Below are 14,751 nucleotides of genomic sequence, written 5' to 3'. Positions count from 1 at the left end.
CCCCGGTCTACCCAAGGGGTTTAGCGGAAACTGTGTGCTTTCCCCCCGGAGGTACTAGGCTAAAGCGTTGATAAGCTTTGTGATCGCAATTCAATGGAGGACACTCACAGTGCAGTCCCTGAAGTCCGCCGCTCGCTGCGGTGCCATCATGTCAGTTACCGCCCTCTCCGCGCTGGCCTTGGCGTCCTGCTCGGCCGGTCATGTTGCGCAGACCGCGGAAAAGGTGATTGCTGTCGACGGTGCATCCGCAAGCTCCGAAGATGGCAAGGTGGCCGTACGTGACGTCACCATTCAGGTTGAGCCGGACACCGGTGAGACCTCCCTGAAGTTCGTTGCCGTGAACCAGGGCTACAAGGTCGATGACGTTACCCTCGAGTCCGTCAGCGTTGACGGCCAGGATGTGCCCCTGGAGGGCGTCGAGCCGCTTCCGCGCGATCATGCTCTCTACGCCGATTCCCAGGAGAACCTGGACCGCCTCCCCAAGGACGGCAAGGATAAGAACATCACTTATGTGACCACCTCCCTGGAGAATGAGGACTACGCCTTTGGCGGCTCCCGCCCGGTGACCTTCACCTTCAACACCGGCACCATTGAGGTTGATGCCACCGTGTCGGCCTCCCCGCTGCAGTCCGGTAACTATGACCGCGACCCGCAGTCCACCGAGGGCTACGCCGAGAACAAATAAGCCTTTTCTTCATAGATAAACCGCCCCAGCTGCCAAAGTTGTAGCCCGTGATTTAAAGATTCGGGAAAACTTCGTCAGTTGGGGCAGCTGCGTTTCGTATTAGTGTTTTCGCACATACACAAAGGCCACCGCATGAGATACCACGCGGTGGCCTTTTTCTACGGTGCCGGCGAGGCGCTTAGGCCTGAGAAGAGCCTGCGAGCGCGAGGACAACAATAGAGTTCACGATGCCCAGGGAGGACAGAGCAGCCGGAACCAGAAGAAGGTTCGGTGCCTGCGGGCCGCCGTACTTAACCATCTGATCCATAACCTGGTTCAACGGCTCCGGGTAGGTAGCTGCGGAAGCAGCCGGGGCGCCAGCAAATGCGACAGAGGTAGCAGCGGCCAGAGCAACGAGGGTGCGACGAATCTTCATTATGTCTCCTTGAAAAATCTGATGAACGTGTGGGGCGGATTAGTTGAACAGCAGGTTGGACAGGAAGCCCAAGGAGGACAAAGCTGCCGGAACAAGAATAACGTTCTGAGCCTCGTAGCCAGCAGTGTTGGCGATCTGGGTCAGAACGGAGGCCAGCGGCTCCGGAGCCTGTGCAGCGGAAGCGGCGGGGGTACCAGCAGTTGCAACGGCTACGGCAGCACCAACGGCGACAAGAGTACGACGGATCTTCATGAAAACACCTTCGCGGGTCGGGAGAGTATAGGACCGGAGACACACAAACTTGGGACTGTGTTGTATACCCCTCGCCGCGTAGTTTACCCCATCACTAGTGGGACGCCTCTCGTAGGCTAGATTCTCTCCACTCGGGGGTAACGCTTGTTTCTGCTGATGGAGCAACACAAACACGTGCCTGTCCACGCGGCTTACTAGAGTGTGAGACATGGCAAAAAAGGTTCGTCCCGTCCACACCTGCTCTGAGTGTGGCTTCGTCTCCCCCAAGTGGCTTGGCCGCTGCCCTGAGTGCGGCTCGTGGGGGACGCTGCAGGAAACCGCGGCAGCCCAAAGCAGTACCGCCGCCCAAGCCGCCATGTCTGGGCGGCGCCCCACCGGTTTGACTCCGACGAGCCCAGCGGTGCCGATAACGAAGGTCGGTGCGTCAGCGACGAAGGCCATCAATACCGGAATTGGGGAGCTTGACCGAGTCTTGGGCCGCGGCATCGTCCCCGGGTCGGTGGTGCTCATGGCGGGTGAACCGGGAGTCGGCAAATCCACTCTCCTGCTCGAGGTTGCTTCCCGCTGGGCGCAGCTAGGGCGCACTGCGCTGTATGCCACCGCGGAGGAATCCGCCGGTCAGGTCCGCGCCCGCGCTGAGCGCACCGGGGCTTTGCACGAAACGCTCTACCTTGCGGCTGAGTCGAATCTCGACGTCGTCTTTGGGCACGTGGAACAGCTCAAACCCAGCCTGCTCATCGTGGACTCCGTCCAAACCATGCACGCCGCCGGAGTCGAAGGCGTGGCTGGCGGCGTGGCCCAGTCGCGCGCGGTGACCGCTGCCCTGACCACGCTGGCCAAAACCACCGGCATCCCCATCCTCCTCGTCGGGCACGTAACCAAAGACGGCAACGTTGCCGGACCGCGCGTGCTTGAGCACCTCGTGGACGTCGTCCTGAATTTTGAAGGTGACCGTCAATCCTCTCTGCGCCTTCTCCGGGGCCTGAAGAACCGTTTCGGCGCCACCGATGAGATGGGGTGCTTCGAGCAGACAGCGTCCGGAATCCGGGAGGTCGCGGATCCTTCTGGCCTCTTCCTCTCCCACCGCGGCAGCACCCCGGATGGCTCGGCGGTGACCGTCGCTATGGATGGTGTGCGCCCCATTCTGGCTGAGGTCCAGGCACTCACCGTGGATCCTGTGGCGAAGAACCCGCGGCGCGTGGTGACGGGGCTCGACTCAAACCGTGTCCCCATGGTGCTCGCAGTGCTCCAGGCCCGCGCGGGCGAACGCACCAACGACAAGGATGCCTATGTGGCCACGGTGGGAGGAATGAAAATTCAGGAGCCGGCAACGGACCTTGCCGTAGCCCTTGCCACGTGGTCCTCCTTGCACGAGCAACCGCTACCGGCGAAGACCGTTGTCATCGGGGAGGTTGGCCTCGCCGGAGAGGTGCGCCGCGTGCCCAACCTAGACCGTCGCTTGGCGGAAGCCGCCCGCTTGGGTTACCGCCATGCCCTAGTCCCGCCCGGAAAGGTGGAGGTCAGCGGCAGCATGCAGGTGCGTCAAGCAGCAACGCTAAGCGAAGCAATTGCTGCTCTTAAAGCAGATTAAACGGGAGCGCTGGGGAGTAATTCTCACCGATGACGGAGTGTAGGAAGTAAGCACCCGGCTCGGCTTCCTCGCGGTCGGTGCACTTGCCCGGCTCGGAGCGCTTACGGGACCAATCCGCCTGGAAGTAGCGAGTCTCACCGGATTTGAAGGTCTGCTTGCCGGTTTCCACCGAGGCATAGCAATCGGTATCGGCCCACACGCGCTCGTTAGAGCCCATCTTGTAGACCTCGAAGCGCAGCTGTTCCTCATCCAGATCTATGGAGCAATCTGCCGTTGTCGGGTTAAAGACCTCCAAGTAGAAGGTCGGCATCTTATCGGCCGGAACACTGTCCTCGTTGGTCTTGGCCAGCACCTTGAGGTCTTGGAGGGAACACGTCGTCTTGGTGGGATCAACGGTCAACTCGTCGGGCTTCGCCTCAGAGGATGGCGCTTCCTTGTCCTGCTCACCTTCCTTCGGCTCAGCCGGTTCCGAGGCTTCAGCGGAGCCCTCGGCCGCAGTGGACTCGGTTGTCTCCACCGCCGAGGTTGCTTCCTCCGACGGGGCCAAGGTATCCGAAGCCGCTGCTTGCTGTGATTCCGCTCCCGGTTCCTCCGAACCGCTAAAGAGCGCGGTGGCAGCCCAAATAAGAACGATCACGAGTACCAAGATCGCCACGAGCGCAGCGACGCGACGGCGAACATAGATCTCTCGCGGCAGCTGCTTCGGGGTACGGGATGGCTCAGTCACAGCTCTTAGTTTAAGGGGACTAGAGCCCAACCCGGGCCAGCCCGCAGCCGCGTGTCTTGAGCAGCGGCTTCTATGTGCTCACCCGAGGAACCGGCTGAGCACACGGGTTATTCAACGCCGTGTAGGACGACGGTCTCCACGCTGGAATCCTCTAGGAGATAGCGCAGGCCGACGATGCCGAGCGTTCCGGCGTCGAGAAGCTGGCGTGCAGCCGGGATATCAGAGATGATCTGGGAGACTACCTGCGCGGTGTTTTCGCGCTCGAAGTCAGCGCGGTCTTCGCGGCCATCGCGCTTGGCCACCATCGAGGCCGCGGCAACTTGCTCGATGATTGGACGCTGCAGGCCTGTCGGCAGATCGCCGCCCGCCAGGAAGTCTGAGGCTGCACCCACCGCGCCGCAGGACTGATGGCCCATGACCACGAGCAGGTTGGCCTTGAGGTTTTCCAGGGCGTAGTCCAGCGAGGCCATCACCGCGCTGTCCAGGATGTGACCGGCGGTGCGGATGACGAAGGCATCGCCGAAACCAATGTTGAACACGTGCTCAATGGGCGCGCGGGAATCGGAACAGGCCAGCACGATCACGCGCGGGTCTTGGCCTTGGGTCAGGCCAGCGCGCAGCTTCGCGTCTTGATTTACGTCGATGAGGTTACCCGTCACCAGTCGGTGGTTACCTTCCTGGAGGGCTTCCCACACCTTCTGCGGGTCTTGAGGGACATCTACTAAAGGCATGTTTCTTAGTCTAGACCCCGCCGCCCTACACTGAGGTGCCTATGGATACCCAAGCTGTCGTGGAATGGTTCGATGCTCATGAGCGCCCCCTGCCGTGGCGCCGGCCGGGTACCTCGGCGTGGGGTGTGCTCTTAAGCGAGGTCATGAGCCAGCAAACTCCCGTCGCGCGCGTCGCCCCGCAGTGGGAGCAGTGGATGCGCCGCTGGCCTACCCCACAGGACCTTGCGGCGGCCTCCAAGGCAGATGTCCTGCGCGCGTGGGGCAAGCTGGGCTACCCGCGCCGCGCACTGCGCTTATGGGAGTGCGCGAAGAAGATTGGTGAGGGAGAGGTCCCGGGAGACGTCGACAAGCTCTTGGCGTTGCCGGGGATCGGTGAGTACACCGCCCGTGCGGTGGCCTGTTTCCATTTTGGCCACAACGTTCCGGTGGTGGATACCAACGTCCGCCGCGTCTATGCCCGCGCCAAGGAGGGGCGCTTTCTCGCCCCGACGCCCACGAAACGCGAATTAGCACAGGTAGAAGCCCTGCTTCCGGACGAGAACGGCCCGCGTTTTTCGGCCGCTCTCATGGAACTCGGTGCCTTAGTGTGCACGGCCAAGAACCCGGACTGTGCCGCCTGTCCCATTAAGGCCTCGTGCGCCTGGCAGCTCGCGGGCTGCCCAGAACCTAGTGCGGAGGAGACCGCGCGGGCTAAGAAACGCGTGCAAAAGTTCACCGGCACGGACCGGCAGGTGCGGGGGCTGCTTCTCGACGTCCTCCGAGGCTCGGCCCACCCAGTTACCCAAGCCGACCTGGATGCGGTATGGCCAGACGCGGCACAGCGCTCGCGCGCACAAGCCTCACTGCTCGAGGACGGGTTGATGGATGTCAACGACGAGGGTTTGTTCCACCTGCCGCACTAGGCACGTGTGAGAAGTCGATGAGGTGGCCGAAGGTCCAATCGCGGTCGGTCAACAAGCGGGCGAGGATAAGCCCGCAGCCGATGGCCGCCACGGCCATCGAGGCGGTAGCGAAGTTGCTCAACGCCTGGTCCATGTTGCCCACGTTGAGGTGATAGACGGTGCGGAACATGGAGGTGCCCGGGATCATGATGACGGACGCGGGCACCGTCGTGGTGATGCGCGGCAGGTGTGCATGTGTGGAGGCCACCGCGCCCAAGAGCCCGACGATGACACCGCCGGCGAAAGCGCCGACGTAGGCCGTGGCCCCGACCCCGATGAGGAGCAGGCGTACGAGGTTGGCCACCGTTCCCACCGCGGCCGCCACGAGGACCATGCGGCGCGAGGAGTTAAAAAGGAACGCGAATCCAGAAATGCCCAGGAAGCTGGCCGCAGCAGCAGCCAGGTACCACACGGGCGCATAGTCTGGGATTCCCGGTTCCGGAGTGAGCTCCGTGGTCCAGCTGACCAGAGCTACGGTAAAGGTCGCAGCGGTGATCACCGTCAACGCATAAGTCAGGCGGGATAGCCCAGCCTCGAAGTCGAAGCGCGCGAGGTCAATGAGTGCGGAGAACAACGGGAAGCCGGGAATAAGGAAGAGCACCGCGGCCACGTAGCCCGAGGAAAACTCCGACGGATCCGCCACCCCGGCGACGGCTACGGCCTCGGTGGTGAAGAAGTACACGAGGCTAGCCACCGTTCCGGCCGCCACGATGCAGCCCAGCTGATGAACGTGCTTGCCGTGTAGGACCGCGCGGGTGAGCTGACCACAAAAAGCGGCGAGCGCCACGAGGAGAATCGCCAGCGGCGTGAAGAAGTTCAGGACCGCGAATGAGGCGCACGCTATCGCCGCCGCGGCTGCCAAGAACCAACGATTCCACCGCTTGACCACCGTCGACTCGATGGAATCAAGCATCTCTGTAAGATCTTCGGCCGTAATGCCCGCGTACAGACTGTGGTGGGTAAGGTCCTCCAGCGCCTCAATGCGGGAGGCGTCAACTGCCGGCGAATGCTGCTGGGCCACCACGGTACGAAACTCGCGGCCACGGTGAAACGTGCATGTTATCTGGGTGACGCCAACGTTGGCGTCGAGCCGATCAAAGCCGAGCGCGCGGGCGGCACGTTTCATGCCGCGTAGCACGCGGTAGCCGGACGTTCCCGCGCCCATGAGCATCATGCCTAGGCGCAGGACGACGTCCGCCTCGTACCCCATGCGGACATAGTCGCTGTTGGGGTGAGAAGTCATTAGCGCCAGCGTCCCCGGAAATTCAGTCCGCCGGGCAGGTTGACCCACATGCCGCCGCGGGAGTTAAAGGTCACGGGGCCGACCTTCGTCGACATCGACGCACCGGAACCGGAAACGTTAATCCAGCTATTCTTTCCGGTCTTCTTGCGCTTGCGAAAATAGATTCCCATGCGCGCTAGCTTAGCGCAGCGAAGCCGCTGCGCACCGGCGACAGAGCGATTACCCTTACGGCACGAATCTGATCTCTCCTCGCGCACTCGTGGCGGCCCTCGCGCTCGCGGCTACCGCACTGGCACCCGCAGTGGCATCGGCGGCGCCCACCAACTGCCAGGCTCCCTAAGACTTAGTGCAGACCGTCCAGGGATGAAAATGGCTCCTCTGCCTCGATGTCATGCAGGGGCACGCGTACCCAAGGCGAATCACTGTGTGCGAGCAACTCGGTGAGCCGTTGCGATTGATCCTTCATCGCAGCGGCGACGTCGGGCTCACCGTCACTTGCCCAGATCATTCGACCCCACCAGAAGCTTGCGGCTACGTCAGCCCACGACACGAAGTAGCGCTGCAGGGCCGCCACGGCCTTATCGGAAATCTGAAGGAACTCTTCTGGAGAGATCCACCCCAGCTCCGTTGCCGGACCACCGACGTTGTGAATTCGGATTATGTCCCATGCGCGAGTCGTGGCGGGCAATGCCGGGGCTGCTGCTTTGGCAAAGCCCTCCGAACGCAACATCCTTACGAGGTAGCGGAACTTATGTTCTCCACGACGCGGATCCGCGCCTTGGGCAACAAAGAAGTCTTTAAGGAACTCGACCTTTTCCTCCACTTCCGCATCTAGCTCGCGCTCGGGGACGTCCTTCACGGCGTATGCGAGCGGTAAAATAAAGTCATTTTCCACGTGCTGACTACCTTCGAGCAACACGTCAATAGCCTGGTGCGCTTCCTGTGCACCAGTGACCCCCCAGTTTTGCTCGAGAGATGCTTTGTAGTACTTGGCCGTCCTTGCATTGATGTCCTCAACCCCTAGCGGAGTCGCAAACGCCTTATTGCTCTTGTATATCATTCCCCAAGAGTGGCGGCGCACTTCATCTTTGCTCGGCGCCGGTTCCGGCCACGGGAACTTTGTAAGGCGGTAGATCCAAGTATCATCAAACTTTGCTGGCGTGAACGTTGAGCTCATATCTTCACAAAGTACCGAGGTTCCCAACGTGGATCCGTGGCGCCCCCTCCGTCACCCCTATGTTGGGGAGTGACGGACGCCATATCGCAGCACACACACAGTCATCATTTTTGATGTGTTGTTAGTCTCGTGTGCATGACAGGACCCCAAATTGCATTGACAGACCGGCCAGATCTCGGCGCCGCGCTTAAACGTGCTGGTGATTCCGAGATTGTGCACACTGCCGCCGCAGCCGTTGTGGAAGGCCTTGGTGTCGACGAGATTGTCTTGGAAGCCGCCCCCACGAAAGCAAGCGGGGTGGATGGTGCCGCGTTTGTCACCAACCGTAGGATCCTCGTGACCGCCGATAAGAAGGATCCATCTCATTTTGAGTTCCTTGAACTGGACAGCCTCGGCAACGTCACAGTTCTGCCCTACAAGGGTGGCTGGGCCGTCGTGGCTCAGCTCTACAGCACCTACAAAGTGTGGAGCGGGTTCACGGAGAAGGCCGCGCGTCGCGTGCAGTTTGCCGCCCAGTGGGCCCTGACCGCAGGCCGGGAGGCACGAACGGAGGCCTCGCGCGCGGTGTCTTCGGAAGAACTTTTTAAGCGATGGAAAGAAAACAAGCACCGTCTCAATCGCAACAGCGTGGAAGAGCGCGTTGCGTCGATGCACTCCCTGTATTCCGACATTGATTCACGGTGGTGGACTGAATAATGAGCAGACTTGCATACCCGGGTTCGCCCGACCACTTTAACGGGGCAGAAGACACCTCACACATCGAAGAAGGCCAGATAATTGCGGATAATGGCTATCGCCATTTCATCAAGCACGGCTCACCACTAGACGCCGGCACGTCTCCGAAGAGCGCCTCGGGCACCGCCTCACCCTCGTCGAACCCCACCGCGGGAACCACAGGCACCCACTCCAATGACTCAAAGCAGGGTCTCAGCGTTAAGAAGCAGCTGTTGCTCCTCCCGCTCGTGATCGCGGTCATCGTGGTGGTAGCGATTGGCTACGTTGCACTTAAAGACGCGCTCTTTGGTGATAAATCAGAGGATTCGGCTGCTCCCGAACAACCGGCCGCTGAGGCACCTGCCGATTCTGGGGCTTCCAACGGTGGCGCTACCGGCGCGACCGGTGGAGCAACCACTGGCGACACTCAAAGTGGCCTCACCCCTGCTGACCAAGCACCCGAGCCGATTACTGACTTCGTGGAGGCTTGCACGGATTATGAAGTGGTGTTCAGCTACTACGGCGCGGATAACTCCCCTGCCCCAGAAGCAATGGGCACCAACTGCTCCGTGGATACGACGAAAGCACCTGAGGTTGGTTACGTGGTCTTCACCGATGACCCTGCCGCCACCGCCGCCGTTCGTGACGGCAAGCCCGTCCTAGACGGCATTGAGATTCCGGCAGAATCAACGCGTGGCTCCACATTCAAAGCACAGCGAGTCGAGTCCCTCATCACTGTTCAGGAAATCCTCCCAGATGATAAGGGAATCGTTGAGTACATGATCAAAAATAATGACCCTGAGGTGGCAAAGAAAGCTCTGGTAGACCTCGGCGTGGCCAAGTAGAGCTAGAACGCGCACTTCTACCCGCCGCCTTCTGTTTTCATTTTATTGTCAATAAGAGTCGGTGGTGATAAGCTGAGTGCATGGCACACGAGCACCACGACCACGATCACTCCGGCACACCGCTACGCGCACTCCTCATAGCGCTGAGCATTACCGGCACCGTCTTCTTCGCGGAGCTGATCGGCGGCTGGTTGGCGGGCTCAATGGCGCTGATGGCCGATGCGATGCACATGCTTTCCGACGCCGCCGGGCTCATCATTGCGGTGATTGCGGTGTTGATTGGGCGTCGACAAGCATCAGCCCAGGCCACATACGGCTACCGGCGAGTGGAGGTGCTTGCGGCGCTGGCAAATGCGGTGATGGTGCTGGCGATCTCGGTGTGGATTGTCGTCGAAGCGGTGCGCCGCCTACAGAACCCGGCCGAGGTGCAGGGCGAGGCAATGCTGATCATCGCGGGCATCGGTCTCGTGGCGAATGCACTGTCGGCGTGGGTGCTCCACCGGCACCGCGAATCCTCAATTAACGTGGAGGGCGCGTTCTTGCACGTGCTGGTGGATTTGCTCGGCTCGGTCGCCGTGATTGTGGCGGGCATCGTGGTGCTGACCACGGGGTTTGTGGCGGCGGACGTGATCGCCTCCCTCGTGATCGCGGCGATGGTGCTGCCGCGCGCCTGGCAGCTCATGCGGTTGTCGGCGAGCGTGCTGCTCGAGCAGGTTCCGGCGGGCTTCGACGCCAGCGTGATCGAGCCCGCGCTGCGGCAGGTCGAGGGCGTTGCCGATATCCATGACCTGCACCTGTGGAGCCTGGATGGTGTAAACGTGCTCACGACCGTGCACATCGTGCGCGACGGCACCGTCGACACCGGCCCACTGTTGGATGCCGCCCAGCAGGCTCTGCGTGAACACGGCATCGAGCACTCCACCATCCAGATCGAACACCCGGAGCACGAATCCCACGAGACCGTGTGCTGATTCCTTTTTATTAGTCGGTGGGATAGCCCACCCACCGGTCACACAAAGAAAGCCCCGATCCGCACGAAGTTCACATGCGGTTCGGGGCTATTCCTTATGGACCCAGTGTGGGTCCCGAGTCAGTGCTTAGAGCGGCTGGCCAGCACCGGCACCTGCCGGCGGCGGGTTGCCGTCATCACCATCATCGTTGTGGGATTCCTCAGCGGAGTCGCTACCTGACTCGTCGAGGACGTCCGGGGTGACAGTGTCGGGGCCATCGGAGTCTGGGCCGTGAGTTTCGGCGTCGATTTCGGTGGCCAGTTCCTCATCGGCCTCACGCACGGCGGTCTCCTCGAGATCCTTGTCGAAGGTGTCCTCCGGCAGTGGGCGCGGACGCGGGGTGAAGGTGAAGGTGGCAGAAGAGTTGTCCTTGGACTCGCCGTCCCAGCCTTCAACGTCCACGGTGATGATTTCGCCCGCACCGATTTCGCCGAAGAGGATCTTCTCGGAGAGCTGATCCTCAATCTCGCGCTGGATGGTGCGGCGCAGCGGACGAGCACCCAAGACCGGGTCGAAGCCGCGCTGAGCCAGCAGATCCTTGGCCTTCTGGGTGAGCTCAATGCCCATGTCACGCTCGGAAAGCTGCTTCTCCACGCGGGCGATGAGCAGCTCCACCATCTCGACGATCTGCTCCTGCGTGAGCTGGTGGAAGACCACAATCTCATCAATACGGTTCAGGAACTCAGGGCGGAAGTGCTTCTTCAGCTCGTCGTTGACCTTGTTCTTCATGCGCTCGTACTGCGCATCGGCGTCATTCTCCGAAGAGCCGGTAAAGCCCAGTCCCACGGCCTTCGAGATGTCCTGGGTACCCAGGTTGGAGGTGAAAATGAGCACCGTGTTCTTGAAGTCCACCACGCGGCCCTGACCATCGGTCAGGCGGCCATCCTCCAACACCTGCAGAAGGGTGTTGTAGATCTCCTTGTGGGCCTTCTCGATCTCATCGAAGAGCACCACGGAGAAAGGCTTACGGCGAACCTTCTCGGTCAGCTGGCCGCCCTCTTCGTAACCAACGTAACCCGGAGGGGCACCGAAGAGGCGGGACGCGGTGAAGCGATCGTGGAACTCACCCATATCGATCTGGATGAGGTCATCATCCGAACCGAAGAGGAAGTTAGCCAAGGACTTCGACAGCTCCGTCTTACCCACACCGGACGGGCCAGCGAAGATGAAGGAACCAGAAGGACGACGCGGGTCCTTCAGGCCAGCACGGGTGCGGCGGATGGCGCGGGAGACGGCCTTGACGGCATCGTCCTGGCCAATGATGCGCTTGTGCAGCTCCTCTTCCATGTTGAGGAGGCGGTTGGATTCCTTCTCAGTAAGCTTGAGAACCGGAATACCGGTCCAGTGAGCGAGGACCTCTGCGATCTGCTCCTCACCAACCTCGGCGATTTCCTCCAAGTCACCGGAGCGCCACTGCTTCTCCTTCTCCGCACGCTCTTCACCGAGCTTGCGCTCCTTATCGCGCAAACCAGCGGCCTTTTCAAAGTCCTGCGCGTCAATCGCCGCTTCCTTTTCCTTGCGGACCTCGGCGATGCGGTCATCGACTTCACGCAGACCTTCCGGAGCGGTCATGCGCTTAATACGCATGCGGGCGCCGGCCTCATCGAGGAGGTCGACAGCCTTATCCGGCAGGAAGCGGTCATTGATGTAGCGGTCAGACAGGGAGGCCGCTGCCTTCAGCGCCTCATCGGTGTAGGAGACACGGTGATGTGCCTCGTACTTATCGCGCAGACCCTTGAGGATGAGGATGGTGTCATCGAGGGAAGGCTCTTCCACCTTGACCGGCTGGAAGCGGCGCTCGAGAGCGGCATCCTTCTCAATGTGCTTGCGGTACTCATCCAGGGTGGTGGCACCGATGGTTTGCAGTTCGCCGCGAGCCAGCTTCGGCTTCAACAGCGAAGCGGCATCGATAGCGCCCTCGGCGGCACCGGCGCCGACCAGGGTGTGGATCTCATCGATGAAGAGGATGATGTCACCGCGCTGGTTAATCTCCTTGAGCACCTTCTTCAGGCGTTCCTCGAAGTCACCGCGGTAGCGCGAACCGGCCACCAGGGAGCCCAGGTCCAGCGAGTAGAGCTGCTTATCCTTAAGGGTCTCCGGGACCTTGCCGTTAACGATATCGAGGGCCAGACCTTCGACCACGGCGGTCTTACCCACGCCGGGCTCACCGATGAGCACCGGGTTATTCTTCGTGCGGCGGGACAGCACCTGCATAATGCGCTCGATCTCAGAATCGCGGCCCACTACCGGGTCCAGCTTGCCATCACGCGCCGCCTGGGTGAGGTTGCGGCCGAACTGGTCCAGCACCAGGGAGTTGGAACGCTCACCGGAGCCGCCTGGGCCGCCACGTCCACCCTGGCCAGCGCCGGCACCGGCGCCCACCGGACCTGCACCACCCTGGGACTGGTTGCCCTCTCCCTCGTTGCCCTCATAGCCGGAGAGCAGCTGGATAACCTGCTGGCGAACACGCGGCAAGTCAGCGCCCAACTTCGTCAGCACCTGGGCTGCTACGCCATCGCCCTCGCGGATGAGGCCAAGCAGTAGGAATTCGGTGCCGATGTACTTGTGGCCCATCTGAAGGCCCTCACGCAGGGAGAGCTCGAGGACCTTCTTGGCGCGCGGGGTGAAGGGGATGTGGCCGGTGTGCGGCTGAGAACCTTGACCAATAATCTCTTCCACCTCACGGCGGACATCCTCCAGCGAGATGCCCATGGACTCCAAGGCCTTGGCTGCTACACCTTCACCTTCGTGGATAAGTCCCAGGAGGATGTGCTCGGTGCCGATGTAATTGTGGTTGAGCATGCGTGCTTCCTCCTGCGCCAAAACGATGACGCGGCGAGCACGGTCAGTAAACCTCTCGAACATTACCTCTTACCTTTCGCTCTAAATGTGTCATCCACTCTAACGCGCGGGGAGGACACTCCATCCACGATTTCTCTCCCCCTCTTCCACTAAACCTACATTTCCGCAGGTAAAGGCACTGTACGCCGGTAGCGAACAGGTCATGATGAAGCCGCTTTTCGCACTAACCTGCCACAGAGGCTTCGCCACCTTAGAATGAAGAGGATTCTATATATCTCATCATCGACCCCTCCACGAAGGATTTCCTCTCATCGTGACTATGCTCCCAGAATTTTTCACCACCCAGCACCAGCTGCGCCAAAAGGCAGTCTTGGACCCAGGAGCGGACTCCACGCTCTTCCTCGTGGAAGATCCTTCACATGACGAGCTGCTCGTGGAGATATACAACCCAGAGGACCGTGGTGTGCTCCGCCAGTCCGGCGTCGTGGGGCAACTACAGCACAGCGCCATCGCCCCCATCGTAGGCACGGGAACGATGAACAACGGTCAAGAATTCTTCGTGCGCCGCAGCCTGCCAGGTGAGCAGCTGTCGAATTTCACTTCCTCTGGCATCGGCGCGCAGCACCTTTCCCGGGAGGAGGCCATCGCTGTCTTCGCCCCTTTGGCTGACGCCACCGATTTCCTGCTCCAGAAGGGCCGCAATAATTTCGCTCTCCGCGCGCTCAATCCGCGCCGCATCATCCTGACCAATAACCGCTCGAACGCCTTCTTCGCAGCAGTCGGCCCAGCTACGGGCTCCGAGGCCCCCACTGCAACAGCGAAGGAGGCAATCGACCGCCTGGCACAACTCCTCGCCGCCGCCTATCCTTCCTTCCGCGCAGCAGGCGCTTATACCTCGGCGGCCGCCGTTGTTGATTCTCTCCGAAATGCTGGAGCAGGGATGGCCAGCGCCAGCGCGGCAAGCGCAGGTGCCACCACCACGCCTAGCGCCGACGCCGCCGCGGGTACGCCACAGTGGCAACCGGAACAGCATTACGCTGCCGCCCCGCAAGGAGAATGGGGAACGCAGCCGCAAGCGCCGGTTCCCGCTTCCACCCCTGCAGAAGACTCCGCTCAGCGCGGGTCGACCTCGAAGAGCAAGGTCTTTGCTGGCCTTGGTGTGGGCCTTGTCCTTTTAGCCCTCATCGGCGGCCTGCTGTGGTTCTTCTTGGGCCGTCCGGCGTGGTCTGAGGAGGAGCAAGCGCTGGTCGACGACCACCCAGGACTCATCAGCTCCCGTCCCGGTGGGGAGGGCTTCGACGGTGCCACCTGCGAGTCCCGCGAGCCGGAGGATGGTCAGGACGCGAAGATTACCTGCGTTGGCGACGGTGTGGGCTACTCGGTGGCGAGGTACGGGGACGTCGCCAAGCGCGACGCAGCTGCCCCAACACAGGATGCGCAGGAACTGTCCAACGGCCAGTGCACCGTACGCAGCTATGACGTTTCTGATTCCGAGCCAGTCTTCTACATGAGCACCGAGGACTCCGCGGACGCCGTCCTCGTGTGGGGTGAGGACGCCGAAGAACTTCGCCTGAACATGCCGCTGTGCTAAGCCGCACGCTCACTCGGCGCAGCTAGT

General features: G+C 61.4%; 15 protein-coding genes. 7 read left to right on the top strand and 8 right to left on the bottom strand.

What is annotated here, in order from left to right; all coding sequences use genetic code 11:
• Window positions 1–109: 109 nt before the first annotated feature.
• Complete coding sequence (locus QP363_RS04910; protein WP_070445962.1) at window positions 110–685, top strand: hypothetical protein; 576 nt, start codon at window positions 110–112, stop codon at window positions 683–685.
• A gap of 178 nt (window positions 686–863) precedes the next feature.
• Here QP363_RS04910 and QP363_RS04905 read toward each other — a convergent pair whose 3' ends face one another.
• Entirely contained in the window at window positions 864–1,100 is a 237-nt protein-coding gene (locus QP363_RS04905) for a hypothetical protein (protein ID WP_070711555.1), read from the bottom strand.
• Window positions 1,101–1,139: 39 nt separating this feature from the next.
• A complete protein-coding gene (locus QP363_RS04900) occupies window positions 1,140–1,352 on the bottom strand; it encodes a hypothetical protein (RefSeq protein ID WP_070711556.1) in 213 nt (70 codons plus the stop codon).
• Window positions 1,353–1,560: 208 nt separating this feature from the next.
• Here QP363_RS04900 and radA point away from each other — a divergent pair, with 208 nt between their 5' ends.
• Window positions 1,561–2,943, top strand: a complete 1,383-nt coding sequence (radA, locus tag QP363_RS04895) for a DNA repair protein RadA (protein ID WP_201829108.1) — start codon at window positions 1,561–1,563, stop codon at window positions 2,941–2,943.
• On the opposite strand, the gene QP363_RS04890 is transcribed toward radA, so the two are convergent.
• Together QP363_RS04890 and QP363_RS04885 are read right to left on the bottom strand one after the other, a co-directional pair.
• Window positions 2,930–3,670, bottom strand: coding sequence for a hypothetical protein (locus tag QP363_RS04890; RefSeq protein WP_284763091.1), 741 nt, complete (start codon window positions 3,668–3,670; stop codon window positions 2,930–2,932). The genes radA and QP363_RS04890 overlap by 14 nt on opposite strands.
• Window positions 3,671–3,777: 107 nt before the next feature.
• Window positions 3,778–4,401, bottom strand: coding sequence for a carbonic anhydrase (locus tag QP363_RS04885; RefSeq protein WP_284763090.1), 624 nt, complete (start codon window positions 4,399–4,401; stop codon window positions 3,778–3,780).
• Between the two features lie 41 nt (window positions 4,402–4,442).
• Between QP363_RS04885 and QP363_RS04880 the strand changes: the two genes are divergently transcribed.
• The gene (locus QP363_RS04880) at window positions 4,443–5,303 is read left to right on the top strand and encodes an A/G-specific adenine glycosylase (protein WP_284763089.1); all 861 of its coding nucleotides are present in this window, start codon (window positions 4,443–4,445) and stop codon (window positions 5,301–5,303) included.
• On the opposite strand, the gene QP363_RS04875 is transcribed toward QP363_RS04880, so the two are convergent.
• From QP363_RS04875 to QP363_RS04865, 3 genes are all read right to left on the bottom strand, one after another.
• On the bottom strand, window positions 5,269–6,585 hold the full coding sequence (locus QP363_RS04875) for a threonine/serine exporter ThrE family protein (RefSeq protein WP_284763087.1): 1,317 nt from the start codon (window positions 6,583–6,585) through the stop codon (window positions 5,269–5,271). The genes QP363_RS04880 and QP363_RS04875 overlap by 35 nt on opposite strands.
• Window positions 6,585–6,755, bottom strand: coding sequence for a DUF4236 domain-containing protein (locus tag QP363_RS04870; protein WP_010188861.1), 171 nt, complete (start codon window positions 6,753–6,755; stop codon window positions 6,585–6,587). The genes QP363_RS04875 and QP363_RS04870 overlap by 1 nt, the downstream gene beginning before the upstream one ends.
• 173 nt (window positions 6,756–6,928) lie before the next feature.
• Window positions 6,929–7,645 carry a DUF1266 domain-containing protein gene (locus tag QP363_RS04865; RefSeq protein WP_284763180.1) on the bottom strand — a complete coding sequence of 239 codons (717 nt, stop codon included), beginning with the start codon at window positions 7,643–7,645 and terminating at the stop codon, window positions 6,929–6,931.
• A 252-nt stretch (window positions 7,646–7,897) separates the two neighbouring features.
• On the opposite strand from QP363_RS04865, the gene QP363_RS04860 reads away from it, so the two are divergent.
• From QP363_RS04860 to QP363_RS04850, 3 genes are all read left to right on the top strand, one after another.
• On the top strand, window positions 7,898–8,458 hold the full coding sequence (locus tag QP363_RS04860) for a hypothetical protein (protein WP_070711563.1): 561 nt from the start codon (window positions 7,898–7,900) through the stop codon (window positions 8,456–8,458).
• A complete protein-coding gene (locus QP363_RS04855; protein ID WP_201829100.1) occupies window positions 8,458–9,321 on the top strand; it encodes a hypothetical protein in 864 nt (287 codons plus the stop codon). The genes QP363_RS04860 and QP363_RS04855 overlap by 1 nt, the downstream gene beginning before the upstream one ends.
• A gap of 80 nt (window positions 9,322–9,401) precedes the next feature.
• Window positions 9,402–10,292 carry a cation diffusion facilitator family transporter gene (locus tag QP363_RS04850; protein ID WP_070645562.1) on the top strand — a complete coding sequence of 297 codons (891 nt, stop codon included), beginning with the start codon at window positions 9,402–9,404 and terminating at the stop codon, window positions 10,290–10,292.
• 126 nt (window positions 10,293–10,418) lie between these two features.
• Here the strand turns inward: QP363_RS04850 and QP363_RS04845 are convergent, their stop codons facing one another.
• Window positions 10,419–13,196 carry an ATP-dependent Clp protease ATP-binding subunit gene (locus tag QP363_RS04845; RefSeq protein WP_201829098.1) on the bottom strand — a complete coding sequence of 926 codons (2,778 nt, stop codon included), beginning with the start codon at window positions 13,194–13,196 and terminating at the stop codon, window positions 10,419–10,421.
• A gap of 256 nt (window positions 13,197–13,452) precedes the next feature.
• On the opposite strand from QP363_RS04845, the gene QP363_RS04840 reads away from it, so the two are divergent.
• The gene (locus QP363_RS04840) at window positions 13,453–14,724 is read left to right on the top strand and encodes a serine/threonine protein kinase (protein ID WP_284763178.1); all 1,272 of its coding nucleotides are present in this window, start codon (window positions 13,453–13,455) and stop codon (window positions 14,722–14,724) included.
• The last annotated feature ends 27 nt before the right edge of the window (window positions 14,725–14,751 follow it).

This window comes from Corynebacterium sp. UMB6689 (assembly GCF_030215295.1).
Classification (GTDB): domain Bacteria; phylum Actinomycetota; class Actinomycetes; order Mycobacteriales; family Mycobacteriaceae; genus Corynebacterium; species Corynebacterium aurimucosum.
The sequence above is the reverse complement of the archived record's forward strand: the minus strand, read 5'-3'. Positions and strand labels throughout refer to the sequence as shown.

Coding starts and splice junctions, on each gene's coding strand:
- QP363_RS04905 (WP_070711555.1), bottom strand. CDS start 1,100: ATGAAGATTCGTCGCACCCTCGTTGCTCTGGCCGCTGCTACCTCTGTC.
- QP363_RS04900 (WP_070711556.1), bottom strand. CDS start 1,352: ATGAAGATCCGTCGTACTCTTGTCGCCGTTGGTGCTGCCGTAGCCGTT.
- radA (WP_201829108.1), top strand. CDS start 1,561: ATGGCAAAAAAGGTTCGTCCCGTCCACACCTGCTCTGAGTGTGGCTTC.
- QP363_RS04885 (WP_284763090.1), bottom strand. CDS start 4,401: ATGCCTTTAGTAGATGTCCCTCAAGACCCGCAGAAGGTGTGGGAAGCC.
- QP363_RS04880 (WP_284763089.1), top strand. CDS start 4,443: ATGGATACCCAAGCTGTCGTGGAATGGTTCGATGCTCATGAGCGCCCC.
- QP363_RS04875 (WP_284763087.1), bottom strand. CDS start 6,585: ATGACTTCTCACCCCAACAGCGACTATGTCCGCATGGGGTACGAGGCG.
- QP363_RS04870 (WP_010188861.1), bottom strand. CDS start 6,755: ATGGGAATCTATTTTCGCAAGCGCAAGAAGACCGGAAAGAATAGCTGG.
- QP363_RS04865 (WP_284763180.1), bottom strand. CDS start 7,645: ATGATATACAAGAGCAATAAGGCGTTTGCGACTCCGCTAGGGGTTGAG.
- QP363_RS04860 (WP_070711563.1), top strand. CDS start 7,898: ATGACAGGACCCCAAATTGCATTGACAGACCGGCCAGATCTCGGCGCC.
- QP363_RS04855 (WP_201829100.1), top strand. CDS start 8,458: ATGAGCAGACTTGCATACCCGGGTTCGCCCGACCACTTTAACGGGGCA.
- QP363_RS04850 (WP_070645562.1), top strand. CDS start 9,402: ATGGCACACGAGCACCACGACCACGATCACTCCGGCACACCGCTACGC.
- QP363_RS04845 (WP_201829098.1), bottom strand. CDS start 13,196: ATGTTCGAGAGGTTTACTGACCGTGCTCGCCGCGTCATCGTTTTGGCG.
- QP363_RS04840 (WP_284763178.1), top strand. CDS start 13,453: ATGCTCCCAGAATTTTTCACCACCCAGCACCAGCTGCGCCAAAAGGCA.